Here is a 17,623-nt window from a genome sequence, read left to right on the forward strand (position 1 = left end):
GGCCCGTGGACGACCGTACTTTGGAGGCCCTGGGGCTCGCTCGGGCACCGCGCGAGGAACCCCTCACCTACCCGGGCGCCTGGCCCGCCACCTCCGGACTCCTCGTCGGAGACCGGTTCTTGCCCCTCGACGACCGCGTCACGTACGAGGACCGCACCCCGGTCCTCGCCATCGGTTCCAACGCCTGCCCCGGCCAACTGCGCCACAAGATGGCGGAGTTCGGAATCACGTCTCCCGTCCCGATGGTGAAGGCGCGGGTCACGGGTGTCGGCATCGGCGTCTCCGCGCATGTGAGCCGCATGGGTTATGTCTCGGCGTCTCCGATCAACTCACCCGGTGTCGTACGGGAGTTGTTCGTGACGTGGTTCGACGCGCGGCAGCTCGCGGTGGTGGACGCGAGCGAGGTCGCCTTCGACCGGGTGTGGTTGCCCGGGTCCGAGTTCCGCTTCGAGCCGGAGTCCGGGGAGTTGCCACGAGGCGTGTACGCGTACGTCAACCGACATGGGGTGCTGCATGACGGTACGGGCGTACCGCGCCGGCATCCGGGCGAGCGTGCGCTGCTCACCGAACTGCTGGGCGGCTCGGCGGAGTTGAGGAAGCTGTTCGGGCGGACGCCGGAGAAGTTCTGCAGGCGGGCGCGCGCGGACCGGGAGTTGTGCGAGCGGGGTACCCGACTGTTCCTGGAGGAAGGCTTGGTGACGGTGTCCGGCCTGGAGTGCTTCGGACGGTTTCAGCAGACCGGCAGCCCCGGGACCGGCTCGTCGTTGTCGCCGCCCTTGATGTAGACGTCGCTGACGTAGACGTTCGTGTTGCCGCTGTCGTCGTCCGTCCTGGCCCACCAGACGTTGGTCCACTGGCCGTAGGTCTCGCGGCGGCCCAGGTTCTGCTGGCAGAAGAAGTAGTTGGTCCCCGCGCCGAGGACTCCGGCTTCGGTGCCGGACGCGGTGTAGGACTTGGCGCTGCGCCACACCTGGCAGTTGTATTTGCCGCCGCCGATGGACTGGCAGGCGGCAGCGGGGCTGGGACTGGGGCTGTCATCGCCTGTCGTCGGGGTGCTTCCGCCGCTGGGGGGCGCTGACTTGCCCGGCGCGGTGCCAGGAGCCTTCCCCCCGGTTGTGCTGTTGCCCTTGTCCGTGTGCTGCTGCGTCGGCGCCTGGGAGCCGTCGTCGCCCTGACCGGTGGGCTTGGGGTCGGCCGAGCGGTCGGCGTCCGTGTGTCCGGTGGGCGAGGCGGGGCCGACCACCTCTCCGGCCGGGGGTGAGCTGGTCCTCGAAGTGACGGACGTGTCCCCGGAGTTGACCATGTGGGCGACGACGACTCCGGCACCGGCTAGGACGACAGCTACCCCAGCGGCGACCAGCAGGACGCGTGCCTTGCGGCGGGGCGGGTCGGGGCGGTCCATGGGGCCGGTCGCGTGAGGCGCGGGGGCGAGGGGTGGGCCGAAGCCCGGGGGCGTGGAGGCGGGTGGGAGGGCGTCAGGGGTGAGTCGCGCCGAGGAAGCGGGGGTGTGCTCTCCTGGTCCGGGTGGGGGTGCCACGCACGGGGTGTACGGCGATGCTGCAACTCGCGCCGATTTAGCGGGTATTGGCCCTTCGAATCCGGGGCGTCCCGAGGTCGCCGCGTTGCCCGGTCCCGCTGCCTCAGGCGTACCGCCGGTCGCCTGGCCACCGCCTGCGGCCGGCTCGCCGACGCCGGACATCCGCCCGGCCGAGGCTACGCGGTCCCCGATCCCGAGGCCGCGCGCGGCTGGCACGTCGGCCTTCGCGGACCCGAGTCCGGGCACGGTCCCCGTCGGCTCAGCGGCGCCCGCTCCCCCCGCGCCGGTTCCAGCGTCGACCAGGGGTGCCGCCTCCGAAGCCCCTGGTGCCCCTTGTGCCCCAGAACCCGCCGCCCGAGGCTCCGTTGGCTGCTTCGGTTCCGGAGTCCACGCTCCGGCGCCCGCTCCCGCGCTCCCCTTCGGCTCCACCGGCTCGAATCCCGGCGGTAGTTCGGGAACCCCGTCGCCGGTCACCCGCAATGTGGTCGTCGGTGAATCCGTGCCCGACGCGCCCGCCACCCCTTCCAGCAGCTCCCGCGCTTGCTCGGCGCCGGGGCGGGACTCCGGGCGTTTGTCCATCAGTTGACGCAGGACGGGGTCGAGGGGGCCCGCCCGGTGGGCTTCCGGCAGGGGCTCGGAGACGATCGCCGTGAGTGTGGAGTAGGTCGAGGTGCGGCGGAACGGTGAGGTGCCCTCCACCGCCGCGTAGAGCGTGGCGCCCAGGGCCCAGACGTCGGAGGCCGGGCCGGGGTCGGCGCCCTGGGCCCGTTCCGGGGCCAAGTAGTCCAGGGAGCCGATGAGTTCGCCGCTGCGGGTGAGGTGGGTGGCGGAGCCGTCGCCCGGGTCGTCCATGGTGGCTATGCCGAAGTCCGTGAGGACGACCCGGCCCGAGCGGTCGAGGAGGATGTTGCCCGGCTTCACATCGCGGTGCAGGACGCCGGCCGAGTGGGCGGCGGCCAGTGCCTCCATCACCTTCGCGCCGATTCCGGCCGCCTCGCGCGGGCCGATCGGGCCGCGCTCCGCCAGGACGTCGTCGAGGGAGGGGCCGTCAATCAGCTCCATGACGATCAGCGGGCGTCCGTCGACCTCGGCGATGTCGTGCACGGCGACCACTCCGGGATGACGCACCCGCGCCGCCGCCCGCGCCTCGCGCTGCATCCGCAGCCGCAGGTCGGCCAGTTCGGGCCCGTGGGCGTCGGTGAAGGTGCGCAGTTCCTTGACGGCGACCTCTCGGCCGAGGACCTCGTCCACGGCCCGCCAGACGACGCCCATGCCGCCGCGCCCGAGCCGGGCCACGACGCGATAGCGCCCGGCCAGCAACCGGTCGGTCCCGTCCACGCGTCCGCTCTCCCCCGAAGGCACCGCCGCTCCGTTCCTGTGGCACGACCATGAACGCCGTACAGCCTACGGGGCGGCGGTGACAACAGCATCCGACGTCAATACCTGTGACAGGTCCGCTACTTGGCGGATGCCGTCAGGTCACCCCGGCGCGGCGCCGCGAAGCCCTCCAGGTCCGCCCGGGTCAGCCCGGTCGCCCTGGCCACCTCGGCGATGTCGAGCGCTCCGCAGTCCAGGCCGCGCAGCAGATAGCCGCTGAGGGCCTTGGCGGTCGCGGGCTCGTCCATGACGTCGCCGCCGGCCCGGTTGGCGTAGCGGGTGAGGCGCGCGGCGGCCTGTTCGAAGCCTTCGCGATAGAAGGCGAAGACGGCCGCGTAGCGGGTGGGGATGTGCCCGGGGTGCATGTCCCAGCCCTGGTAGTACGCGCGGGACAAGGCCCGCCGGGTGAGGCCGTAGTGCAGCCGCCAGGCGTCGTGGACCCGCGCGGTGGGGCCCACCGGGAGGACGTTCGTGGAGCCGTCCGAGACGCGCACCCCGGTCCCCGCCGCCGCGACCTGCATGACGGCCTTCGCGTGGTCGGCTGCCGGGTGGTCGCTGGCCTGGTACGCGGCGGAGACGCCGAGACAGGCGCTGTAGTCGAAGGTGCCGTAGTGCAGGCCGGTGGCGCGGCCCTCGGCGGCCTGGATCATACGGGCGACGGTCGCCGTGCCGTCGGTGGCGAGGATGGACTGGCTGGTCTCGATCTGTATCTCGAAGCCGATGCGCCCCTGCTCCAGGCCGTGCGCCTTCTCGAAGGCCTCCAGGAGCCGCACCATCGCGGTGATCTGCTCGGCGTAGGTGACCTTGGGCAGTGTCAGGACCAGCCCCTCGGGCAGCCCGCCGGCCGCCATCAGGCCGGTCAGGAAGATGTCGAGGGTGCGGATGCCCCGGTCGCGCACTGGTGCCTCCATGCACTTCATCCGGATGCCCATGTACGGCGCCGCCGTGCCCTTCGCGAACGCCTCGGCGATCAGCCGGGCCGCGCGGGCGGCGGCCTCGTCCTCCTCGACGTCGGGGCGGGGGCCGTAGCCGTCCTCGAAGTCGACACGCAGGTCCTCGATGGGCTCGCGCTCCAACTTGGCCCGCACGCGCGCGTGGACGGGCTCGGCGAGTTCGTCGGAGAGGCCAAGCACGGCGGCGAAAGAGGCCGCGTCGGGGGCGTGTTCGTCGAGGGCGGCCAGCGCCCGGTCGCCCCAGGAGCGGATGGTGTCGGCGGCGAAGACGTCACCGGGGACGTAGACCGTGTGGACGGGCTGGCGGGTGCCGGGGTCGCCGGGGTAGCGGCGCTCCAGTTCGGCGTCGACCGGTGCCAGGGAGGCGCTGATCTCCTCGCCGACCACGCCCGCGAGACTCGTCGCCACCTTCTCCTGCTGGCCCTGACCCATCCCACACCCTCCAGTTTTCCGCTCTGCGGAATCAACAATCCGTAGAACGAAGTTATCCATGGAGCTTCCCGCCGGTCAACACCCTGTCCACGGCAGGAGCCCATGGCGTTCACTCCTGCCCCGAGGCCCTCTTCCGCCCGGCTCTTCGCCCCTTCATCCTGACTCCCAAGGGGAGGGGATGCACATGTCGACTGTCAGGACGGTGACGCGGCGCGCCGGGCTCACCACACTGGTGGCGGCCGCCGTCGCCCTGCCACTGATCGGAACCGTACGCTCCGGAACCGTCCGCAAGGAGACCAGGCTGCTGGACGTCATGACGTTCAACCTGCGCTACGCGAGCAGCGACGAACCCAACAGCTGGAAGGCCCGCCGCCCGGTGATGCGCGATCTGCTGCTCCGCGCGGCCCCCGACATCATCGGCACCCAGGAGGGCCTCTACCGGCAGCTCCAGGACATCAGGCACGACCTCGCCCCGCACTACGACTGGATCGGCGGCGGCCGCAAGGGCGGCAGCCACGACGAGGAGACGGCGATCTTCTACGACACCCGCCGGCTCGCCCCCGTCGAGTACGACCAGTTCTGGCTCTCCGACACACCCGCCGTGATCGGTTCCAATACCTGGGGCGGCGCCCACCCGCGCATCGCGACCTGGATCCGCTTCCGCGATCTCGGGGACAACGGACGGGAGTTCTACGTCCTCAACACCCACCTGGACAACGCGAGTCAGTACGCACGCGAGCGTGCCGCCACCCTCATCGCCGAACGCATCGCGGGCCTCGACCGGTCCCTGCCGTTCGTGGTGACCGGCGACTTCAACACCGCCGCGTACACCACCTCGGTCTACGACACGATGCTGGGCGCCGGCTTCAGGGACACCTGGGACGCGGCGGCGGGGCGCGGGAAGCTGTACGGGAGTTTCCACGGCTATCGCGCGCTCGTGCCGGGCGGTGCGCGCATCGACTGGATCCTGGTCACCCCGGGCGTCACCGTGCGCCGGACGACCCTGGACACCTTCTCCGAGAACAGCCAGTTCCCGAGCGACCATCTGCCCGTACGGTCCACCATCAGCCTGGGCTGAGCGGCCCGGACACGCGAGGGCCCCCACGACCGCGCGGGTCGCAGGGGCCTCGTACAGCCTGGCGGGATCAGCCCTTGCGGGTGGTGATCTCCTCGGTGAGCTGCGGGACGACGTCGAAGAGGTCGCCGACGACGCCGTAGTCGACGAGGTCGAAGATCGGTGCCTCGGCGTCCTTGTTGACGGCCACGATCGTCTTCGAGGTCTGCATGCCCGCGCGGTGCTGGATCGCGCCGGAGATGCCGTTGGCGATGTAGAGCTGCGGCGAGACGCTCTTGCCTGTCTGGCCGACCTGGTTGGAGTGCGGGTACCAGCCGGCGTCGACGGCGGCACGCGAGGCGCCGACGGCCGCGCCGAGGGAGTCGGCGAGGGCCTCGATGATCGCGAAGTTCTCCGCGCCGTTGACGCCGCGTCCGCCGGAGACGACGATCGCGGCCTCGGTCAGCTCGGGGCGGCCGGTCGACTCGCGCGGGGTGCGCGCGGTGACCTTGGTGCCGGTGGCCTTGTCGGAGAAGGTGACCGCGAGGGCCTCGACGGTGCCGGCGGCCGGGGCTGCCTCCACGGCGGCCGAGTTGGGCTTGACGGTGATGACCGGGGTGCCCTTGGCCACGCGGGTCTTGGTGGTGAAGGAGGCGGCGAACACCGACTGCGTCGCGACCGGGCCGTTGTCTCCGGCCTCCAGGTCCACGGCGTCGGTGATGATGCCGGAGCCGATGCGCACCGCGAGGCGGGCGGCGATCTCCTTGCCCTCGGCGGAGGACGGCACCAGGACGGCGGCCGGGGAGACGGAGTCGTAGGCCGCCTGGAGGGCGTCCACCTTGGGGACGACGAGGTAGTCGGCGTACTCGGCGGCATCGTGGGTGAGCACCTTCACCGCGCCGTGCTCGGCGAGCGCGGCGGCGGTGTTCTCGGCACCCGCACCGAGAGCGACCGCGACGGGCTCGCCGATACGGCGGGCCAGGGTCAGCAGCTCCAGGGTGGGCTTGCGGACGGCGCCGTCCACGTGGTCGACGTAGACGAGAACTTCAGCCATGGGGATGGTCTCCTGCGTGCTTGCGAAGTCTGAGGGGCGGTAAGCGAGTTGGGCGGAAGCCTTAGATGAACTTCTGGCCCGCGAGGAACTCGGCGAGCTGCTTGCCGCCCTCGCCCTCGTCCTTGACGATCGTGCCGGCGGTGCGCGCGGGGCGCTGGGCCGCGGAGTCGACGGCGCTCCAGGCGCCTGCCAGGCCGACCTCGTCGGCGTCGATCTCCAGGTCGGAGAGGTCCCAGGCCTGAACCGGCTTCTTCTTGGCGGCCATGATGCCCTTGAAGGACGGGTAACGCGCCTCGCCCGACTGGTCGGTGACCGACACGACGGCCGGCAGGGAGGCCTCCAACTGCTCGGAGGCGCTGTCGCCGTCACGACGGCCCTTCACCACGCCGTCCTCGACGGAGACCTCGGAGAGCAGCGTGACCTGCGGGACGCCCAGGCGCTCGGCCAGCAGGGCGGGGACCACACCGGCGGTGCCGTCGGTGGAGGCCATGCCGGAGACGACCAGGTCGAAGCCGGCCTTCTCGATCGCCTTGGCCAGCACCAGGGAGGTGCCGATGACATCGGTGCCGTGCAGGTCGTCGTCCTCGACGTGGATCGCCTTGTCGGCGCCCATGGACAGCGCCTTGCGCAGGGCGTCCTTGGCGTCCTCGGGGCCCACGGTCAGGACGGTGATCTCCACGTCGTCGTCCGAGTTCTCGGAGATCTGCAGCGCCTGCTCGACCGCGTACTCGTCGAGCTCGGAGAGCAGACCGTCCACGTCGTCCCGGTCGACGGTCAGGTCATCGGCGAAGTGCCGGTCGCCAGTGGCGTCGGGCACGTACTTCACAGTGACAACGATCCTCAAGCTCACGCCGGCTCTCCTACTGCATCGTCATTTTTCGGCTGCCTACTTCCAGGCAGCATAGGCGCCTAGAACGGCCGTTCCCGGTGGGGGCGACCGGTGCTCCGAGCGAAATATTACTCGCCAGTACGCACCACTACGCTCCCCCAAGGGGTGCCCGCTAAGCAAGCGCTTTGAACTGTGACCTGTGCAACGCAGCGTAATCGGAACTCGACGCTTTCGCAGGGTGGCCCGTCACCCCGAGAGAGTGGCCTCAGTCACGCAGCCCATTGAAGCGCCCCTGGTGGTAGAGGAGCGGCCGGCCGGAACCGGCGGGATCGCCGAGGACGACCTCGGCCACGACGATGCGGTGGTCCCCGGCGGGCACGCGCGCGACGACCCTGCACACGAGCCAGGCGAGCACGTCGTCGAGGACCGGCACACCCTCGGGCCCCTCGCGCCAGGCGGTGGGCGCCCCGAACCGGTCGGCGCCGCTGCGCGCGAAGGTGGCGGCCAACTGCTCCTGGTGCTCGCCGAGGAGATGCACGCCGACATGGTCGGCCCCGGATATCGCCGGCCAACTGGAGGCACCGGTGCTGATCCCGAAGGACAGCATCGGGGGCTGCGCCGAGACAGAGCTGAGCGAGGTGGCGGTGAAGCCGACCGGACCGGCGTCACCGCTCGCGGTGATCACCGCCACACCGGCCGCGTGCTGCCGGAAGACGGAGCGCAGCAGGTCGGGGGAAGCGAGCTGAGGAGTACGGGTGCCGAGGTCGGGCGTGGCCGGCATGGAGTTGTCCTTCTGCGGAGGGGACGAGCGGGACCGTGGCTGCTCAACAGCCCGGACAGCGCGCGCTCGCGGTGCGGGCGAGGTCGACGTGCACCCGCCCGAAGAGAAGGAGTTCCGAAGGCATACGGTCAGGCTGACGATAGGTGGTGCGCACAGTCAAGTACGTTCCGGTATATGGGAGATGCCTCACCGTGGTCGTCACAGCCGTCAGACCGCCTCCCCCAGAGCCGCGATGACATCCGCCTTGCGGGGGAGGCCGGTGGCACGCCGCACGACCCGTCCGTCCGCGTCGAGGACCAGCACGGTGGGGGTCTTCAGGATGTCGAGTTCGCGTACGAGGTCCAGATGGTCCTCTGCGTCGATCTCGATGTGCCGGACGCCCGCGACCATGTCGGCCACCTCGCCCAGCACCCGGCGGGTGGCCCGGCAGGGCGCGCAGAAGGCGCTGGAGAACTGCACCAGGGTGGCCTTCTCGCCGAGGTCGCCGCCCAACTCGGCGGTCCCGAGCCGTTTTCCGCCGTCGCGCCCGCGCACCCGTACTCTCCCGCTCCGCCGCCGATGCAGCACTCCGTAGGCGCTCGCCACCGCGAGCACCGCCACGCACACCATGAGTCCGGTCATCCCCGACTTCAGCGTTCACGAGACTGCAAAGATTCCCAGCACTACGAATCGTTTCCGCTGCGGAATCCTGGGTTCATGGACATCGACGTGAGAGGACCGCGGTTCGGAGCGGCCCTGACGACCGTAGTACTGGCGGTCGTGCTGATCACCGGCAGTTTCTGGCTGCTGGCGTGGCAGACCCTGGCGTTCGCGCTGGGTGCGGCGGGCGGCGTGGGCCGTTCGCCCTACGGCTGGCTGTTCCGGACGGCCGTACGGCCCCGGATCGGGCCGCCGACCGAGTTCGAGTCGCCGCGGCCGCCGCGGTTCGCGCAGGCGGTCGGGCTGGTCTTCGCCGGGGTGGGTCTGGTCGGTTTCGGCCCGGGTCCCGAGTGGCTGGGACTGGCGGCGACCGGCGCCGCGCTCGCCGCCGCCTTCCTCAATGCCGCTTTCGGGTACTGCCTGGGGTGCGAGATGTACCTGCTCGCGCGTCGCGTCACAGTACGTGCACAGTAAAGGCAATTTAAAAGCCCGAGGTGGATCAAGTAATGGACGTGACGAGGATCTCGCCGTTCTGCGGCACGAGGACTGGCCACTCGTCCGTTCTTGGGGCACGATCTGCGCAATGCCGTAAACCTACGGCTGCGTAACTTTCCCGCCCGGAGAACCCCTTCCAGGCAGAGAGAAGGGTCCACCCCGTCCATGGCTGAGCTTGTCTACCGCCCCGTCATCGGTCTCGCACAAACGCTGTTCAAGGCCTGGGACCTCAAGATCGACTGCAAGGGGTCGGAGAACATTCCGCGCTCGGGCGGCGCCGTGCTGGTCAGTAACCACATCAGCTACCTGGACTTCATCTTCGACGGTCTCGCCGCTCTGCCGCAGAAGCGCCTGGTGCGCTTCATGGCGAAGGAGTCGGTGTTCCGGCACAAGATCTCCGGTCCGCTGATGCGCGGCATGAAGCACATCCCCGTGGACCGCAAGCAGGGCGAGACGGCCTACCAGCACGCACTGGAGTCACTGCGCTCCGGCGAGATCGTCGGCGTCTTCCCCGAAGCGACCATCTCTCAGTCCTTCACCCTGAAGAGCTTCAAGTCCGGTGCCGCGCGCATGGCCCAGGAGGCCGGCGTCCCGCTGATCCCGATGGCCCTGTGGGGCACCCAGCGCCTGTGGACCAAGGGGCACCCGAAGAACTTCAAGCGCAGCCACACCCCGATCACCATCCGGGTCGGCGAGCCGGTGGAGGCTCCTCAGGACCAGTACGCGGGCGCGATCACCCGCCGACTGCGCGAGCGCATCCAGGAGTTGCTGGAGGCCGCCCAGCGCGCGTACCCGGTGCGGCCGAACGGCCCGGACGACACCTGGTGGATGCCCGCCCATCTCGGCGGCACCGCGCCGACCCCCGAAGAGGTCAAGGCCGCCGAGGCCCGCTGAGCCGTCATGCCGGGGCGTGGACGCAGATCCGCGCCCCGGGGCTGAACTTCCCCAGTAGTTCGGCGAGTTCGGCCCCGGCGTTCTCGACGTCGGCCACCGGCATCGGCGCCAGACTCTCCAACAGGAAGACGGCGGAGGCCGATTCCTCCGTGAGCCTGGTGCGCGGCCCCTGCCGCCAGTTCCAGCGGCGGCAGGTGACACCGGCCGCGTCACACCACACCACCTCGCCCGCGTCCGGGTGCTCGACGACCTCCTCGCCGCCCGCGACGGTCACGAACTCCTCGTCCCCGACGGCGCGTTGAAGCACCATCCCGCCCTGGATGCGGTCGGTGTCCTCACCGCCCACAGGGATCAGGTGGGCGACGCTGATGGCGTTGTAGAGGTCCACCAGGAGATTGATCCGGGGCAGCCCGCCGTCCGAGAGCGCCCTCTTGGCCAGCGCCTCGGCCGAGTTGCGGGTGCGCGACGGCTTCGATCCGAACGCCGTGTACACCTCGCGCCAGGCCGCCATGTGCGGGTCCTCGTGCGGGGCGCGGCCGTCGAGTCGTACGGCGAGTCGGCGGGCCGCGTCGTCGAGGAGCGCCGAACTCGCGCCGGTGCTCGGCCCGTTGACCAGTCCGTGCGCCTCGATCGCGAGATGTGTGAACCCGGGGGCGAGGGCGCGGACTTCGTCGGACACGGTCAGCGTGAGTGCCATGGTTGCCTCAGAGTGCGGTCGGGAGCGTCTTCCACAGGTACGGCCGGTCGGGGGCGGCTTTGAGAACGCTCAGCACGACCGCAGGTGGTTCAGCGTACAGGACCGGATAGTCCAGCTCATTGAACTCCGGATCCGGTACGAAGGCCAAGCGCTCACCGTCGAGGGAGAACTGCGCGTCCACGCCCGGCTTGTTGCCGCGCGGGTCCTGCCGGTGCCAGGCCCCGTTGAAGCGGACGGCCACCAGCCCGTGCACCACGTCGAACTTCTGATAGCACAACGCGGTGGGGATGTCCTCGGCCCGCAAGAGTGCGGCGAGGGCGTGCGCCTTGGCGTAGCAGATGCCGGTGCCCTGTTCCAGGACATCGGAGGCCCGCCAGGTGACGCGCAGGTCGCCGGAGTCCTGCGAGTGGGGAATGGTGTCCCGCACGAACTCGAACGCCAGCCGTGCATAGCCATACGAGTCCGCGGCGCTGCCGGCAAGGCGCGCGGCCGTCTCCCGCACGAGGGGATGCTCGTGGTCGATGACCTCGTCGGCGGCCAAGTAGGCGGACAGGTCAGAGGTGTTCTGGATCAGCTCCATGACCGGAGAGCATAGGAAAGCGATCACCCGAGAGTCAATGACTTTTCAGGTGACCGCATACCTATGCATTGCATCCATCTGTCCGTCAGCGCGCCATCTCCTCCTTGAGGGCCGCCACGAACGCGTCCACGTCGTCCTCGGTCGTGTCGAAGGCGCACATCCAGCGGACGTCGCCGGCGGCCTCGTCCCAGAAGTAGAAACGGAACCGCTGCTGAAGGCGCTCGCTCACATCGTGCGGGAGACGCGCGAAGACTCCGTTTGCCTGCACCGGGTAGAGGATCTCCACACCGTGCACCGCGCGCACCCCCTCGGCGAGGCGCTGGGCCATCTCGTTCGCGTGGCGGGCGTTGCGCAGCCACAGGTCCTTGGCGAGCAGCGCCTCCAACTGCACGGAGACGAAGCGCATCTTGGAGGCGAGCTGCATCGACAGCTTGCGCAGGTGCTTCATGTGACTGACGGCGTCCTGGTTGATCACCACGACCGCCTCACCGAACAGCGCGCCGTTCTTGGTGCCCCCGAGCGAGAGGATGTCGACGCCGACCGCGTTGGTGAACGTCCGCATGGGGACGTTCAGGGAGGCGGCCGCATTGGCTATCCGGGAACCGTCGAGGTGGACCTTCATGCCGTGCGCGTGGGCGTGGTCGCAGATCGCGCGGATCTCGTCGGGCGTGTAGAGGGTGCCGAGTTCGGTGCTCTGGGTGATCGAGACGACCTGGGGCATCGCGCGGTGCTCGTCGTCCCAGCCGTAGGCCTGCCGGTCGATCAGTTCGGGGGTGAGCTTGCCGTCCGGGGTGGGCACCGTGAGCAGTTTGAGGCCGCCCATGCGTTCGGGGGCGCCGCCCTCGTCGACGTTGATATGCGCGCTCTCGGCGCAGATCACCGCGCCCCAGCGGTCGGTGACCGCCTGGAGCGCGACGACGTTGGCGCCGGTGCCGTTGAAGACCGGGAAGGCCTCCGCCGTGGCGCCGAAGTGGCTGCGGATGATGCCCTGAAGGTGGTCGGTGTAGTCGTCCTCGCCGTAGGCGACCTGGTGGCCGCCGTTGGCGAGGGCGAGGGCGGCGAGCACCTCGGGGTGGGCGCCGGCGTAGTTGTCGCTGGCGAAGCCGCGGATCTCCGGGTCGTGGTGGCGTCGGGCCTGCGTAAAAGGGGCCTTCGGAGGGTTCACGGCTTCTCGGTCAGCCACAGACGGTGTCCGTTCACTTCGGTGGCGGGCTTGTCCCAGACGCCGACGATGGCCTCGGCGAGATCCTTGACGTCGGTGAAGCCCGCGAACTTCGCGTTGGGGCGTTCGGCGCGCATCGCGTCGTGCACCAGCGCCTTCACCACCATGATCGCGGCGGCGGAGGTGGGGCCGCCCTCGCCCCCGGCCTTGCGGTAGCCGTCCGCCATGGCGAGGGTCCAGGCCTCGGCGGCGGCCTTCGAGGCGGAGTACGCCGCGTTGCCCGCGGTGGGCTTGCTGGCGCCGGCCGCGCTGATCAGGAGGTAGCGGCCGCGGTCGCTGCGCTCCAGGCCGTCGTAGAAGGCCAGGGAGGTGTGCTGGACGGTGCGGATGAGCAGCTTCTCCAGCAACTCCCAGTCGGCGAGGTCGGTGTCGGTGAAGGTGGCGCTGCCGCGCCAGCCGCCGACGAGGTGGACCAGGCCGTCGATGCGGCCGAAGTCCTTCTCGATGTGCTCGGCCCAGTCGCGGGTCGCCTGCGCGTCGAGCAGGTCGACCGTGTCCCCGACGACGGTGGCACCGCCGTGCGCGTAGCGGGCCGCGTCCACGGCCTCCGCCAGACGTTCGGGATGCGCGTCCGAGCCGACGACGGTCGCGCCCGCCTCGGCCAGCCGCAGCAGTACGGCATGGCCCGCGGGCCCGCCCGCTCCGGCCACCGCGATCACCGCGCCGTTGAGCGCCCCGTTCCCCATGGTCCTCGCCTCCTGAGCCACTTCTGTCGTGCGGTCGCTCACGCGGCGACCTGTTCGGCGCTCTCCACCCGGATCCCCTTGGTCGAGGCGATCACGTTCTTCAGCTTCTTGGAGAGTGCCTCATAGAACATGCTCAGTGGAAACTCGTCCGGAAGCACGTCATCCACGAGTTTCCGCGGCGGCTGGGTCAGGTCCAGGGCGTCGGGGCCCTTGGCCCACTTGGAGCCCGGGTGCGGGGCGAGATAGGTGGCGACCAGCTCGTAGGCCTTGAACCAGTGGACGAGCTTGGGTCGGTCGATGCCCGCGCGGTAGAGGTCCTCGATCTCGGCGCACAGCCGGTTGGTGACCTCGGGGGCGCGCCGCCAGTCGATGTGCAGCTTGTTGTCGGTCCAGCGGACGACGTCGTGCTGGTGCAGGTAGGCGAAGAGGAGCTGGCCGCCGAGTCCGTCGTAGTTGCGGACGCGTTCGCCGGTGACCGGGAAGCGGAACATGCGGTCGCAGAGGACCGCGTACTGCACGTCACGGGCCTGCGGGACGCCGTCGGCCTCCAGCTTCACGGCCTCCTTGAAGGCGGTGAGGTCGCAGCGCAGCTCCTCCAGGCCGTACATCCAGAACGGCTGGCGCTGCTTGATCATGAACGGGTCGAAGGGCAGGTCGCCGTGGCTGTGGGTGCGGTCGTGGACCATGTCCCACAGCACGAAGGCCTCCTCGCAGCGCTTCTGGTCGTCGACCATGGAGGCGATGTCCTCGGGCAGTCGCATGCCCAGGATGTCGACGGCGGCCTCGGTCACCCGGCGGAAGCGGGCGGCCTCGCGGTCACAGAAGATGCCACCCCAGGAGAAACGTTCCGGCGCCTGGCGTACGGCGATGGTCTCCGGGAAGAGCACGGCCGAGTTGGTGTCGTAGCCGGCCGTGAAGTCCTCGAAGGTGATGCCGCAGAACAGCGGGTTGTCGTAGCGGCTCTCCTCCAGCTCGGCCAGCCAGTCGGGCCAGACCATGCGCAGGACGACCGCTTCGAGGTTGCGGTCCGGGTTGCCGTTCTGCGTGTACATCGGGAAGACGACCAGGTGCTGGAGGCCGTCCCGGCGGTTCGCGGCGGGCTGGAAGGCCAGCAGCGAGTCGAGGAAGTCGGGCACCTGAAAGCCGTCGTCGGCCCAGCGCTCCAGGTCCGCGACCAGCGCGGCGTGGTAAGCGGCGTCGTGCGGGAGGAGCGGGGAGAGTTCCTCGACCGCACCCGTCACACGGCGCACGGTGCGCTCGACGTCCGCGCGGTCCGGGGCACCCTCGGCCGTGAAGTCGATCGACCCGTCCTTCGACTGCCATGGCCGGATCCGCTCCACGGCATCCTTGAGCACGGGCCATGCCGGATGCTCCACCACCCTGGTCACGGGAGGAACCCGCTCCTCCGCACCCACCTGCACAAGAATTTCAGTCATGCCCCATCCTCCACGGGAGAACCTCGCGTAGGGACACCGTATGCGTTCATGGTTTCCCCCAGCAAGGGGAGGCTCCGCAGATTATCCTGCGCACCCCGGACTTTCACCGCTATTTTTCCTGTCAGACACGGAGAAGGCGATTACTTCCACTGTGATGGGGTAGACACCGACGCGCATGGAACCGGGGCTCGGTTCCGGTCAACGTCCGCGGCACTCGTCCACGGAGGAGTGACGGCGACGCGTGGTACAGCGCCAAGTGCGTTGTTGCCCCGTGTACGCGCGGGTACATCGCCGGGTCCGGCCATTAGGCTGCGGCTCTGCCACGTGGACGCCGGTGTCCGGCCGCGCCCACGCGCGCGTGCCGAGCCGCCGTCGACGGAAGCGAGTTGAACCTTGAACTTCCTTACCATCGGTCACCGCGGAGTCATGGGTCTCGAACCCGAGAACACTCTCCGTTCCTTCGTCGCCGCCGAGCAGGCCGGCCTCGATGTCATCGAACTCGATCTGCATCTGAGCAAGGACGGCGCCCTCGTCGTCATGCACGACGCCGACGTGGACCGTACGACCGACGGGACCGGTCCGATCGCCGAGCGGACCCTCGGCGAACTGCGCACCCTGGACGCGGGCCGCGGCGAGCGCGTGCCCGTCTTCGAAGAGGTACTGGACGCGGTCGCCTCACCGCTCCAGGCCGAGATCAAGGACCTGGCGGCGGCGCGGGCGCTGGCCGAGGTCATGCAGCGGCGCGACCTGGCCGGGCGGGTCGAGGTGTCGTCCTTCCACGACGAGGCGATCGCCGAGATCTCCCGTCTGGTGCCCGGTGTACGCACCGCGCTGATCGCGAGCCGTTTCGGCCCCGACGTGGTGGACCGGGCCACCGAGGCCGGTGCCGAAACGGTCTGCCTCAACATCCGCCGGCTGACCCTGGAGGTCGTCGAGGCGGCCCGCAAGGCGGACCTCAAGATCATCGGCTGGGTGGTGAACACCCAGGACCAGCTACGGCTCGTACGCGCCCTGGAGCTGGACGGCGCGACCACCGACTACCCGGAGATCAAACGCACCGGCCGCTTCACGGCATGACCCTCACACCAGCGGCTTGACCAGCAGCTCGAACTGCAGGTCCTCGCGCTGCGGAATGCCGAACCGCTCGTCGCCGTACGGGAACGGGGTCATCCGGCCCGTACGGCGGTAGCCGCGGCGCTCGTACCAGGCGATGAGGTCGTCGCGTACGGATATCACGGTCATGTGCATCTCCCGCACGCCCCAGGCCTCGCGGGCCGTGCGCTCGGCCTCCGCGATGATGACCTTGCCGAGGCCGCCGCCCTGGAGCCGCGGACTGACGGCGAACATCCCGAAGTAGGCGTGGTCGCCCCGGTGTTCGAGCTGGCAGCAGGCGACGACCTGACCGTCGCGTTCGACGACCAGCAGTCGGCTGTCGGGCGACTTGATGACCGCGAGCACACCCTCGGGATCGGTCCGCTGCCCTTCGAGGATGTCCGCCTCGGTGGTCCACCCGGCCCGGCTGGAGTCCCCCCGGTAGGCGGACTCGATCAGCACCACCAAGGCGTCCGCATCGGCGTCGGTGGCGTCGCGGAAGGTCAGTCCGGTGGCGGCGGTGTCCATGGTGCACAACTCCGATCAGGGCGCGGCTCGGGCAGAGACGAGAGTAACTCGGAAGAGCCACTAGGCTCCGGCCGCATGGTGCACGTACTGAGCAGCCGAATCCTGTTGCGCCCCGGCGATCCCGAGCGGTCCCGCGCTTTCTACGGCGAGCAGTTGGGGCTGGCCGTCCACCGGGAGTTCGGCACGGGCCCGGAGCGCGGGACCGTCTACTTCCTCGGCGGCGGCTTCCTGGAGGTGTCCGGGCGCTCCGACACCCCGCCCTCCCCCGCCGTACGACTGTGGATGCAGGTCGCCGACGCGGAGGCCGCGCACGAGGAGCTGCGGGCGAAGGGGGTCGAGATCGTGCGGCCGCCGGTAAAGGAACCCTGGGGGCTGATCGAGATGTGGATCTCGGATCCGGACGGGACGCGGATCGTGCTGGTGGAGGTGCCGGCGGATCATCCGTTGCGTTATCGGCCGGGGATCTAGGCCTACGGCGGGCAGGGCTCCCCTTCCCCGTCGGATGGCCGGGGTCGCGGCCCGGGCATAGCGTGCGGGGAGGGGAGTTCTCTGCGGAAGGAACGCCATGAAGCTCGACAAGCCGGTGACCGGTGGACCCTGCTGGACCGAGTTGGGGACCAGTGATCTGGAGGCGGCCAAGCGGTTCTACTCGGACCTGTTCGGCTGGCGTACGGAGACCGATCCCCGGCAGGAGGCGGGCGGTTACACGGTCGCGCACGTCGGGGACGCGGCGGTCGCCGCGCTGACGCCGCTGTACCAGGAGTCGCAACCGGTGGGCTGGAACCAGTCGTTCGCGGTGGCGGACGCCGACGCGGCCGCGGAGAAGGTGCGGGCGGCGGGCGGGACGCTGGTGATGGAACCCGTCGACGTGTTCGACATCGGGCGCTTCGCGGTCGCCCTGGATCCGGGCGGTGCCGCCTTCCAGATGTGGCAGGCGCGGACCTTCCCCGGCGCCGGGCTGTTCAACGCGCCCGGCGCGCTGGGCTGGGTGGAGTTGCTGACGCGGGCGCCCGAGCGGGCGCAGGCCTTCTACACGACGGTGTTCGGCTGGACCGTCCGTCCCTCGGAGCACTACCCGCAGTGGGGCATCGACGGTGCCGACTTCGGCGGCATGATGACGATGGACGAGAAGTTCCCGCCGGAGGTGCCCCCGCACTGGCTGCCGTACTTCGCCGTGACCGATGTCGACGCCTCCGCCGCCACGGCGACGGAGGCGGGCGGCGCGGTTCTCATGGAACCCACGTCCGTCGGCGACGTACGGCGGATCGCGGTGCTGCGGGACCCGCAGGGCGCGGTGTTCGGGGTGTACGCGGCGGCCGACGAGGCGGGCTGAGCCG

Annotated in this window: 19 protein-coding genes; 7 read left to right on the forward strand and 12 right to left on the reverse strand. The window is 70.1% G+C overall.

Features of this window, described 5'->3' with window-relative positions; all coding sequences use genetic code 11:
- Window positions 1–5: 5 nt before the first annotated feature.
- On the forward strand, window positions 6–785 hold the full coding sequence (locus tag AB0M63_RS18515) for a hypothetical protein (RefSeq protein ID WP_366020109.1): 780 nt from the start codon (window positions 6–8) through the stop codon (window positions 783–785).
- Here the strand turns inward: AB0M63_RS18515 and AB0M63_RS18520 are convergent.
- Together AB0M63_RS18520 and AB0M63_RS18525 are read right to left on the reverse strand one after the other, a co-directional pair.
- Complete coding sequence (locus AB0M63_RS18520; RefSeq protein ID WP_366020110.1) at window positions 731–2,899, reverse strand: protein kinase; 2,169 nt, start codon at window positions 2,897–2,899, stop codon at window positions 731–733. The genes AB0M63_RS18515 and AB0M63_RS18520 overlap by 55 nt on opposite strands.
- Before the next feature lie 95 nt (window positions 2,900–2,994).
- Window positions 2,995–4,299 carry an aldolase/citrate lyase family protein gene (locus tag AB0M63_RS18525; RefSeq protein ID WP_366020111.1) on the reverse strand — a complete coding sequence of 435 codons (1,305 nt, stop codon included), beginning with the start codon at window positions 4,297–4,299 and terminating at the stop codon, window positions 2,995–2,997.
- 184 nt (window positions 4,300–4,483) lie between these two features.
- Between AB0M63_RS18525 and AB0M63_RS18530 the strand changes: the two genes are divergently transcribed.
- The gene (locus AB0M63_RS18530) at window positions 4,484–5,377 is read left to right on the forward strand and encodes an endonuclease/exonuclease/phosphatase family protein (protein ID WP_366020112.1); all 894 of its coding nucleotides are present in this window, start codon (window positions 4,484–4,486) and stop codon (window positions 5,375–5,377) included.
- A gap of 67 nt (window positions 5,378–5,444) precedes the next feature.
- On the opposite strand, the gene AB0M63_RS18535 is transcribed toward AB0M63_RS18530, so the two are convergent.
- From AB0M63_RS18535 to AB0M63_RS18550, 4 genes are all read right to left on the reverse strand, one after another.
- The gene (locus AB0M63_RS18535) at window positions 5,445–6,407 is read right to left on the reverse strand and encodes an electron transfer flavoprotein subunit alpha/FixB family protein (RefSeq protein WP_366020113.1); all 963 of its coding nucleotides are present in this window, start codon (window positions 6,405–6,407) and stop codon (window positions 5,445–5,447) included.
- A gap of 61 nt (window positions 6,408–6,468) precedes the next feature.
- Window positions 6,469–7,257 (reverse strand): electron transfer flavoprotein subunit beta/FixA family protein, encoded by a 789-nt coding sequence (locus tag AB0M63_RS18540; protein ID WP_355901731.1) that lies wholly within the window; start codon window positions 7,255–7,257, stop codon window positions 6,469–6,471.
- A 244-nt stretch (window positions 7,258–7,501) separates the two neighbouring features.
- Complete coding sequence (locus tag AB0M63_RS18545; RefSeq protein ID WP_355901732.1) at window positions 7,502–8,017, reverse strand: flavin reductase family protein; 516 nt, start codon at window positions 8,015–8,017, stop codon at window positions 7,502–7,504.
- A gap of 207 nt (window positions 8,018–8,224) precedes the next feature.
- On the reverse strand, window positions 8,225–8,638 hold the full coding sequence (locus AB0M63_RS18550; RefSeq protein WP_355901733.1) for a thioredoxin family protein: 414 nt from the start codon (window positions 8,636–8,638) through the stop codon (window positions 8,225–8,227).
- Between the two features lie 75 nt (window positions 8,639–8,713).
- Between AB0M63_RS18550 and AB0M63_RS18555 the strand changes: the two genes are divergently transcribed.
- Window positions 8,714–9,130, forward strand: coding sequence for a DUF4395 domain-containing protein (locus AB0M63_RS18555; protein WP_366020114.1), 417 nt, complete (start codon window positions 8,714–8,716; stop codon window positions 9,128–9,130).
- Window positions 9,131–9,316: 186 nt separating this feature from the next.
- Complete coding sequence (locus AB0M63_RS18560) at window positions 9,317–10,045, forward strand: lysophospholipid acyltransferase family protein (RefSeq protein WP_033278392.1); 729 nt, start codon at window positions 9,317–9,319, stop codon at window positions 10,043–10,045.
- A 4-nt stretch (window positions 10,046–10,049) separates the two neighbouring features.
- Here the strand turns inward: AB0M63_RS18560 and AB0M63_RS18565 are convergent, their stop codons facing one another.
- The 5 genes from AB0M63_RS18565 to AB0M63_RS18585 all read right to left on the reverse strand — a co-directional run bounded on the left by AB0M63_RS18565 (window position 10,050) and on the right by AB0M63_RS18585 (window position 14,666).
- Window positions 10,050–10,742, reverse strand: coding sequence for a phenylalanine--tRNA ligase beta subunit-related protein (locus tag AB0M63_RS18565; protein ID WP_366020115.1), 693 nt, complete (start codon window positions 10,740–10,742; stop codon window positions 10,050–10,052).
- A gap of 7 nt (window positions 10,743–10,749) precedes the next feature.
- Entirely contained in the window at window positions 10,750–11,322 is a 573-nt protein-coding gene (locus AB0M63_RS18570) for a transglutaminase domain-containing protein (RefSeq protein WP_366020116.1), read from the reverse strand.
- Window positions 11,323–11,407: 85 nt separating this feature from the next.
- On the reverse strand, window positions 11,408–12,487 hold the full coding sequence (locus AB0M63_RS18575) for a low specificity L-threonine aldolase (RefSeq protein ID WP_366020117.1): 1,080 nt from the start codon (window positions 12,485–12,487) through the stop codon (window positions 11,408–11,410).
- Complete coding sequence (locus tag AB0M63_RS18580; RefSeq protein WP_366020118.1) at window positions 12,484–13,230, reverse strand: SDR family oxidoreductase; 747 nt, start codon at window positions 13,228–13,230, stop codon at window positions 12,484–12,486. Before AB0M63_RS18580 ends, AB0M63_RS18575 begins: the two co-directional genes overlap by 4 nt.
- Before the next feature lie 38 nt (window positions 13,231–13,268).
- Entirely contained in the window at window positions 13,269–14,666 is a 1,398-nt protein-coding gene (locus tag AB0M63_RS18585; RefSeq protein WP_366020119.1) for a DUF6421 family protein, read from the reverse strand.
- Between the two features lie 393 nt (window positions 14,667–15,059).
- Between AB0M63_RS18585 and AB0M63_RS18590 the strand changes: the two genes are divergently transcribed.
- Window positions 15,060–15,743 (forward strand): glycerophosphodiester phosphodiesterase family protein, encoded by a 684-nt coding sequence (locus AB0M63_RS18590; protein ID WP_355901740.1) that lies wholly within the window; start codon window positions 15,060–15,062, stop codon window positions 15,741–15,743.
- Between the two features lie 3 nt (window positions 15,744–15,746).
- On the opposite strand, the gene AB0M63_RS18595 is transcribed toward AB0M63_RS18590, so the two are convergent.
- A complete protein-coding gene (locus AB0M63_RS18595; RefSeq protein ID WP_366020120.1) occupies window positions 15,747–16,286 on the reverse strand; it encodes a GNAT family N-acetyltransferase in 540 nt (179 codons plus the stop codon).
- 75 nt (window positions 16,287–16,361) lie between these two features.
- Between AB0M63_RS18595 and AB0M63_RS18600 the strand changes: the two genes are divergently transcribed.
- Window positions 16,362–16,754 carry a VOC family protein gene (locus tag AB0M63_RS18600; protein WP_355901742.1) on the forward strand — a complete coding sequence of 131 codons (393 nt, stop codon included), beginning with the start codon at window positions 16,362–16,364 and terminating at the stop codon, window positions 16,752–16,754.
- Between the two features lie 97 nt (window positions 16,755–16,851).
- Window positions 16,852–17,619, forward strand: coding sequence for a VOC family protein (locus tag AB0M63_RS18605; RefSeq protein WP_366020121.1), 768 nt, complete (start codon window positions 16,852–16,854; stop codon window positions 17,617–17,619).
- The last annotated feature ends 4 nt before the right edge of the window (window positions 17,620–17,623 follow it).

Origin of the sequence: Streptomyces sp. NPDC051576 (assembly GCF_040681835.1) — a bacterium.
In the GTDB taxonomy this organism is placed as follows: domain Bacteria; phylum Actinomycetota; class Actinomycetes; order Streptomycetales; family Streptomycetaceae; genus Streptomyces.